Consider the following 6000-nt stretch of genomic DNA (forward strand, 5'->3'; position numbering starts at 1 on the left):
CACTTCCTCTTACTTCGGGCGATCGGTTGCAATTTGCTTCTCAATCTCTCCGTAGAGTTTTATTTTAACTTGTCGGATTTGATATGATGCGTTTTTTCAGTCAATTCAGACCTAGTTGAGTTTTTGGCTACTTAAACTAATATTTAAGGACACTAACTAAGAAAGAGCCTATTTTTTGATTGTTTAGCGACACGCCACACTTCTCTCTAAAATATCATCACTTCAAACCCAATAATAAGGCGATTCCGCCGATCGCACCAACTACCCCCACAACAGCCCGAAGGCTCACTTTTTCGCCCGCCAGCACCGCTAAAGGCAGTATAAATAGGGGACTGGTAGAACTGAGTGCTTGAGCGATTGCTGCGGGTGCATATTTCAGCGAAGTCTGTTGCAGAAAAATTCCGAGATAGGTTCCTAAAAAAGCTGCTATAATTATTGCACCTAATAGTTTTGGCGCTTTTAATTGTTTGAAACTATCAAGGTTTTTTGGGTTCAAAAAGCATAGCATAACTGCCATGCCGCCGCTCAAACGCAAAGCCGCAGTCCACAGGGGATCAATATCTATTTGAGTGAAGGCGGCGCGGGATAAAATAGCTCCAGCGGCGTGGGATGTTTGTCCTAATAAACTAATGGCTAATCCTTGCCAAAGATGTTTTGATGGTAAGGTTGTTTCGGCTGTTCGTTCTGCAATTACCCACGCTACGCCGCAGATTGTTAAAAGAATGCCAGTACAAGCAATGGGCGATAACTTTTCTTGCAAAAATATTAAGCCCAATAAAGCTGTTAAAGGGGGAGATAGGGTTTCTAAAAGCAGCGTTCGCCTCGCGCCTAAATATTTTAATACGATAAAGAAAGCGGTGTCTCCGATGCCAATTCCTAGGGCGCCGCCGATCAGCAGCATTGCTAAAATATTAGGGTTGATTGCGGGTAAGGGTTTACCTAAAATTAGTACAGTGGCAAGGAGCATGAAAAGGGCGATCGCGCCTTTGAGCAAGTTTAGCACCACTGCGGGGATTTGCTGTCCCACTCGCTGCCAGATGGTGGAAGATAGAGCCCAGACAAATGCAGCGCCTAAAGCGGCGATTTCACCCATAAAATTTGTTGACTGTTGACTGTTGACTGTTGACTGTTGACTGACTAACGACTAACGACTAATGACTAATGACTAATGACTGTTGTTACCGATGCCCCATGCCCCATGCCCCATGCCCGATGCCCAATTCCCAACATAAATTAGGGTTCCAGACTTATCATCTGAAACCCTATATTTATTAAGCTTTTTTATTAGTGGGCAGGGAGAGAATCGAACTCTCATACCGTAAGGTGTCAGATTTTGAGTCTGATGCGTCTACCAATTTCGCCACCCGCCCTTTTTCGTTTCACCATCATAAAGCGCCGATCGATTTTTGTCAAGCAAAGATTCATAATCTTTTGAACTGGCCCAGCGATCGATCTCTCTGGCGCGCAATACTGGTACAGGATGGGACAACTGAGCCGTTTGAGCTTGTTTGAGCATTTCTCCCAGTTGAGTGCTGCTGAGGTCATCGTAGGCCCGCGCCTGCGCCAAAAACGCATCGACATTCAGTTTGGGAGCTAAAGTCGGCGAACCTCCGGCCAGTTTCATCAACAGCGATGCTACCACTCTTGGGTCTTGAGTGGCGAGCAAGGCGGCGCGATCGCACGTAAATTCCGCACACCGCAACCATTCCAACATTTGCGCCTGCAAACCCTGGGCGAGCACGGCTCCCACCGGCGAAATTTGGCCGGCGGCCAACACAATTAAATTAGCCAGAGTCAGGTAAACTCCGTGTTCGCACTTCAAATGCCCCAACTCGTGAGCAATTACTGCCTTAACTTCCTCATCTGTGAGCAAATCAATCAGAGAAGTGTGCATCACCACAAAAGGCTGTTTTCCCCGCATCGCGAAGGTGTAAGCATTCGGCATCGGATGCTGGCGGACATAAAGCTGCGGCGGTTCCAAATCCAGAGTTTTGCAGGCATCCAACAACAATTGATGCAGGTGGGGCAATTGATTTTCCCCGACTTGGACGCTGGAAGCCAGATTTTCCAGCATGAAAAACTGTTCGCCCAGTTGTCCCAGCAACTGCCGCACCATCAAATCCAGGCCGGGCAGTTGTTTGAGAGTGCTGGTAGCTTCCAAGTCTAGGGGGTGGCGAAACTGGTCTGCTTTCAAACCGATGAGCGGTATGTTCGACATTTTAATCCTGAGTCATTAGTCATTAGTCATTAGTCATTGGTCATTGGTCATTAGTCATTGGTCATTGGGAATTGGGAATTGAGAATTGGGAACTGGGAATTGGGAATTTTCTTCCTTCTTCCTTCTTCCTGACATCCGTTACATCCGCTACAGAATCCGTTGCCGAACTTCCTTTTTCCTTCTTCCTAATGACTAATGACTGCTGACTAATGACTAATGACTAATTAACAGTTTAAACCCGATCGCACGGGATTGACAGGAGCCTCAGCAGTCGCCGGGTCTGTACCCTCTTTCACGCGTCGCAAATTCGCGCCCAATTTTTGCAGTTTCACCTCTAACTGCTCGTAGCCGCGGTCTAAATGCTGCAAGCTGCTGATGGTGGTGACACCATCGGCTGCAAGTCCCGCTAACACTAACGCCGCCGAAGCCCGCAAATCTGTTGCCACTACCGGCGCACCCGACAGCCGCGACACTCCGCGCACAATCGCGACATTGCCTTTAAGGCGAATGTCGGCGCCCATGCGGTTGAGTTCTGCTACGTGGCGCAAGCGATTCTCAAACACGGTTTCTTTGATCAAGCTGTCGCCCTCGCTCAGCGTCAGCAAAGCCATAAACTGAGCTTGCATATCTGTGGGGAAACCAGGGTAAGGCAGAGTTTCGATGTCTGTGGCCGAGTGAGTTTGGCCGGGAACTATCCGCAAAATGTCGGGGGATTCTGCAATAATTTTCGCCCCAATTGTCTGCAATTTGGCAATGACTGCGGTCAGGTGGTCGGGAATTACCGGCGACAAACTGATTTCGGAGTGAGTGATGGCTCCGGCTACTAAAAATGTTCCGGCTTCAATGCGATCGGGAATAATTGGATAGTCTACCGCGTGCAGCTTGGGAACTCCCGAAATGACGATCGTATTCGTGCCAGCGCCTTGAATTTTTGCTCCCATGGCGCAGCAGAAATTCGCCAAATCTGCGACTTCCGGCTCTTGAGCCGCATTTTCAATCACGGTTTCTCCTTGGGCCAGAGTCGCCGCCATCATCAAAGTTTCAGTTGCGCCAACGCTGGGGTAGTCCAAATAAATTTTGGCTCCTTTCAGGCGGCGGTTCGGCCCTTTGACGTAAGCGTGAACGGTGCCGTGGTCGATGTGGACTTCGGCACCGAGGGCTTGCAAACCGCGAACGTGGAGTTCAACGGGTCGGGCACCGATGGCGCACCCACCGGGCAAGGGTACTTTGGCAAATCCCAAACGCGCTAGCAGTGGGCCGATAATAAAGAAGCTCGCCCGCAGTTGGCTGACTAATTCGTAGGGGGCTTGAGCGTCTATGAGGTTGCTGGCGTTGATGTCTAAAACGTCCCCGTGCTGCTGTAATTTGACTCCTACAGCCGAGAGAATTTGCCCCATGCGGGCGACATCGACTAGACCGGGAACGTTGCGGAGACGGCAATCCTCTGGGCATAGCAGGGCTCCTGCCATGACGACTAAGGCCGAGTTTTTGGCGCCGCTGATTTTGACGTGTCCTTTAAGGGGCTGGCGACCCCAAATTTGTAATACTTGTTGGTCGCTTTCAGGTGAAGCTGGCAGGTTAGATGAGTTCTGAGCTGGTGTAATGGGTTTGCCCTCCATAATTCGCTTCGTTACTTTATACATTATTAATTTTGGTTCGATTTTACCGGAAAGTTTTTATATGTCTAGGGGTAACATTAGGGATTCTCGGCATTATATTTGCCAAGCTTCAGTCTGGGTAAGGCTTTCAGGTTTAATCGCATAAATAATGTCGATCGAGTCTCATGAAATTATCTGTATCAAAATTTACGTTCATTTGTAGCGGTCGCTCGGATCACAGATGTTATAGCTTTGTCAACGATCTTTTGAAGTAAAAGCCGGCTGGGTTGTTGACAAAGGTGTAAGATATCTGTTCGATCGACAATGCTAGAAAGTTAACACATTGTCGATCGCCCCATTGCCTGTGCTAACCTGTGACAACAACCTAGAGTAAAACTTAAGTGCCAAATACTTTGCTAAACTTATTCACAGTTAATCACCGAGAGGAAGTTTCATGTTTGCTGTCAAGCGGGCGCTAAAATTAAATAACAAGGAAGCGACGTTGATGGCAAAACACGCAGGATTCCGGCGCGTAGTTTTCAATTTTGGGTTGAGCCTGCGAACTCAAATGTACAGTGAGGGGAAATTTACCGACTCGAAGGTACTCAACGAAGTCAAGAAGGTTCTCACCAATCACGTCAAGAAAACGTCTGAATTTGCTTGGATGAACCAGTTGTCTAGCCGAGTTTATCAAAACGCTTTGATTGACTTAAAAGATGCTTTTAGTCGATATCGTTCGGGGAAAGCAGGTCATCCGAAGTTCGCCAGCCGGCGAGACGGTCAATCTTTTACGGTTGATTCATCTAACGGTAAACTTTTGTTAGTCGCTGGTAGCACTATCAAGATTCCTACGTTGGGAACTTTTCGACTTTTTGAGCCGTTAGAATGTGGTTTTATTTCTCAAACTTTTACGGTTTCAAAAGAAGGTAATCGCTGGTTTGTTTCCTTTTGTGTGGATGCAGAGCGCCTGCCCGGTGGGCAGTCTGAAGGTTCTGTAGGAATTGATGTCGGCATCAAGTATGCGGCCACGCTATCAACCCAACAGAGTTTTGATGCACCAAAGCCGCTAAAGCAAGCGAAAACCAAGCTTGCTACTTTACAGCGCCAAGCATCTAAACAGGTAAAAGGCTCTCGAAATCAGCGCAAAACCTACAACAAAATTAGTCAGATCCATGCACGAGTCGCTCGTATTCGCTTAGACTTCCTTCACAAGTTAACAACTTACCTAGCTAAAACTTTCAAGCTAATTAAGATTGAGAACTTGAATGTTCAAGGAATGATGGCGAATCATAAGTTAGCTGGAGCAATATCTGACCTGGGATTTTACGAATTCAAACGTCAGCTCGACTACAAATGCCTTATGTATGGAGCTAGTTTAGTGCTAGTAGACCAGTGGTTCCCTAGTACGAAAACTTGCTCAAATTGTGGCACAAAAAAAGATATGCCACTAAGCGTTCGGACTTTTGACTGTCCTACTTGTGGCATATCTTTGGAGCGGGATTTTAACGCAAGTTTGAATATTTTAAATTGGGAACCCTCGGCTTGAGGGGAATAGCCTACTTATCTTGGGATTAGCCGTCTACCCAACAGCGTAGGAAGTGAAATCGAATTGTGTCTAAAAATGAGTTTAGACAAGTTTAGATAAGTTTCACGAAGCAGCCAAAGCTACTCCTAGCATATGGTTCACATTAAACGGATCGAACTGACTAACTTTAAATCTTTTGGCGGCACGACGGCCATTCCCGTGCTGCCCGGTTTTACTGTGGTTTCCGGGCCCAACGGTTCTGGGAAGTCCAACATCCTCGACGCTTTGCTGTTTTGTCTCGGACTTTCGAGTTCTAAGGGAATGCGGGCTGAACGTTTGCCGGATTTGGTGAACAGCGCCCAAAACAAACGCGGTACGATCGAAGCTAGCGTGACTGCGACTTTTGCGTTGGAAGATGTGGGGGACGAATGGTTCGCCCAGGATGAAGATGAGGAGGAAAATGCAGCAGATGAGTTATCTGTTGAAGCAGAGGAAGTCGAAGGGATAGAAATTGCCGAAACTCAAGACAACAACGGCCAATCATCTGCCAATCGAAAATCCAAAATCCAAAATCCAAAATCGGATGAGTTATCTGTTGAAGCAGAGGAAGTCGAAGGGATAGAAATTGCCGAAACTCAAGACAACAACGGCCAATCATC

Annotated in this window: 5 protein-coding genes and 1 tRNA gene; 2 read left to right on the forward strand and 4 right to left on the reverse strand. The window is 47.4% G+C overall.

Annotation, left to right across the window (positions count from 1 at the left end; all coding sequences use genetic code 11):
* Nucleotides 1-217 precede the first annotated feature (217 nt).
* From QUB51_RS05675 to murA, 4 genes are all read right to left on the reverse strand, one after another.
* Nucleotides 218-1093 (reverse strand): DMT family transporter, encoded by an 876-nt coding sequence (locus tag QUB51_RS05675; RefSeq protein WP_333053371.1) that lies wholly within the window; start codon nt 1091-1093, stop codon nt 218-220.
* A gap of 195 nt (nt 1094-1288) precedes the next feature.
* A tRNA-Leu gene (locus QUB51_RS05680) sits at nt 1289-1370 on the reverse strand.
* A complete protein-coding gene (locus tag QUB51_RS05685) occupies nt 1349-2218 on the reverse strand; it encodes a M48 family metallopeptidase (protein WP_333260224.1) in 870 nt (289 codons plus the stop codon). The genes QUB51_RS05680 and QUB51_RS05685 overlap by 22 nt, the downstream gene beginning before the upstream one ends.
* 224 nt (nt 2219-2442) lie before the next feature.
* Entirely contained in the window at nt 2443-3861 is a 1419-nt protein-coding gene (gene murA / locus QUB51_RS05690) for a UDP-N-acetylglucosamine 1-carboxyvinyltransferase (protein WP_333053368.1), read from the reverse strand.
* Between the two features lie 409 nt (nt 3862-4270).
* Between murA and QUB51_RS05695 the strand changes: the two genes are divergently transcribed.
* Both QUB51_RS05695 and QUB51_RS05700 read left to right on the forward strand, forming a co-directional pair.
* Nucleotides 4271-5362 (forward strand): RNA-guided endonuclease TnpB family protein, encoded by a 1092-nt coding sequence (locus tag QUB51_RS05695; protein ID WP_333053367.1) that lies wholly within the window; start codon nt 4271-4273, stop codon nt 5360-5362.
* 132 nt (nt 5363-5494) lie between these two features.
* The coding region (locus tag QUB51_RS05700; protein ID WP_333240709.1) for an AAA family ATPase at nt 5495-6000 on the forward strand (506 nt) is incomplete at its 3' end.

The organism is Microcoleus sp. AT8-A3, assembly GCF_036705675.1.
Lineage (GTDB): Bacteria > Cyanobacteriota > Cyanobacteriia > Cyanobacteriales > Microcoleaceae > Microcoleus.

What these genes read in the sequence shown, in the direction of transcription:
- QUB51_RS05695 (WP_333053367.1), top strand. Translation starts at nt 4,271, where the DNA reads ATGTTTGCTGTCAAGCGGGCGCTAAAATTAAATAACAAGGAAGCGACG.
- QUB51_RS05685 (WP_333260224.1), bottom strand. Translation starts at nt 2,218, where the DNA reads ATGTCGAACATACCGCTCATCGGTTTGAAAGCAGACCAGTTTCGCCAC.
- QUB51_RS05675 (WP_333053371.1), bottom strand. Translation starts at nt 1,093, where the DNA reads ATGGGTGAAATCGCCGCTTTAGGCGCTGCATTTGTCTGGGCTCTATCT.
- murA (WP_333053368.1), bottom strand. Translation starts at nt 3,861, where the DNA reads ATGTATAAAGTAACGAAGCGAATTATGGAGGGCAAACCCATTACACCA.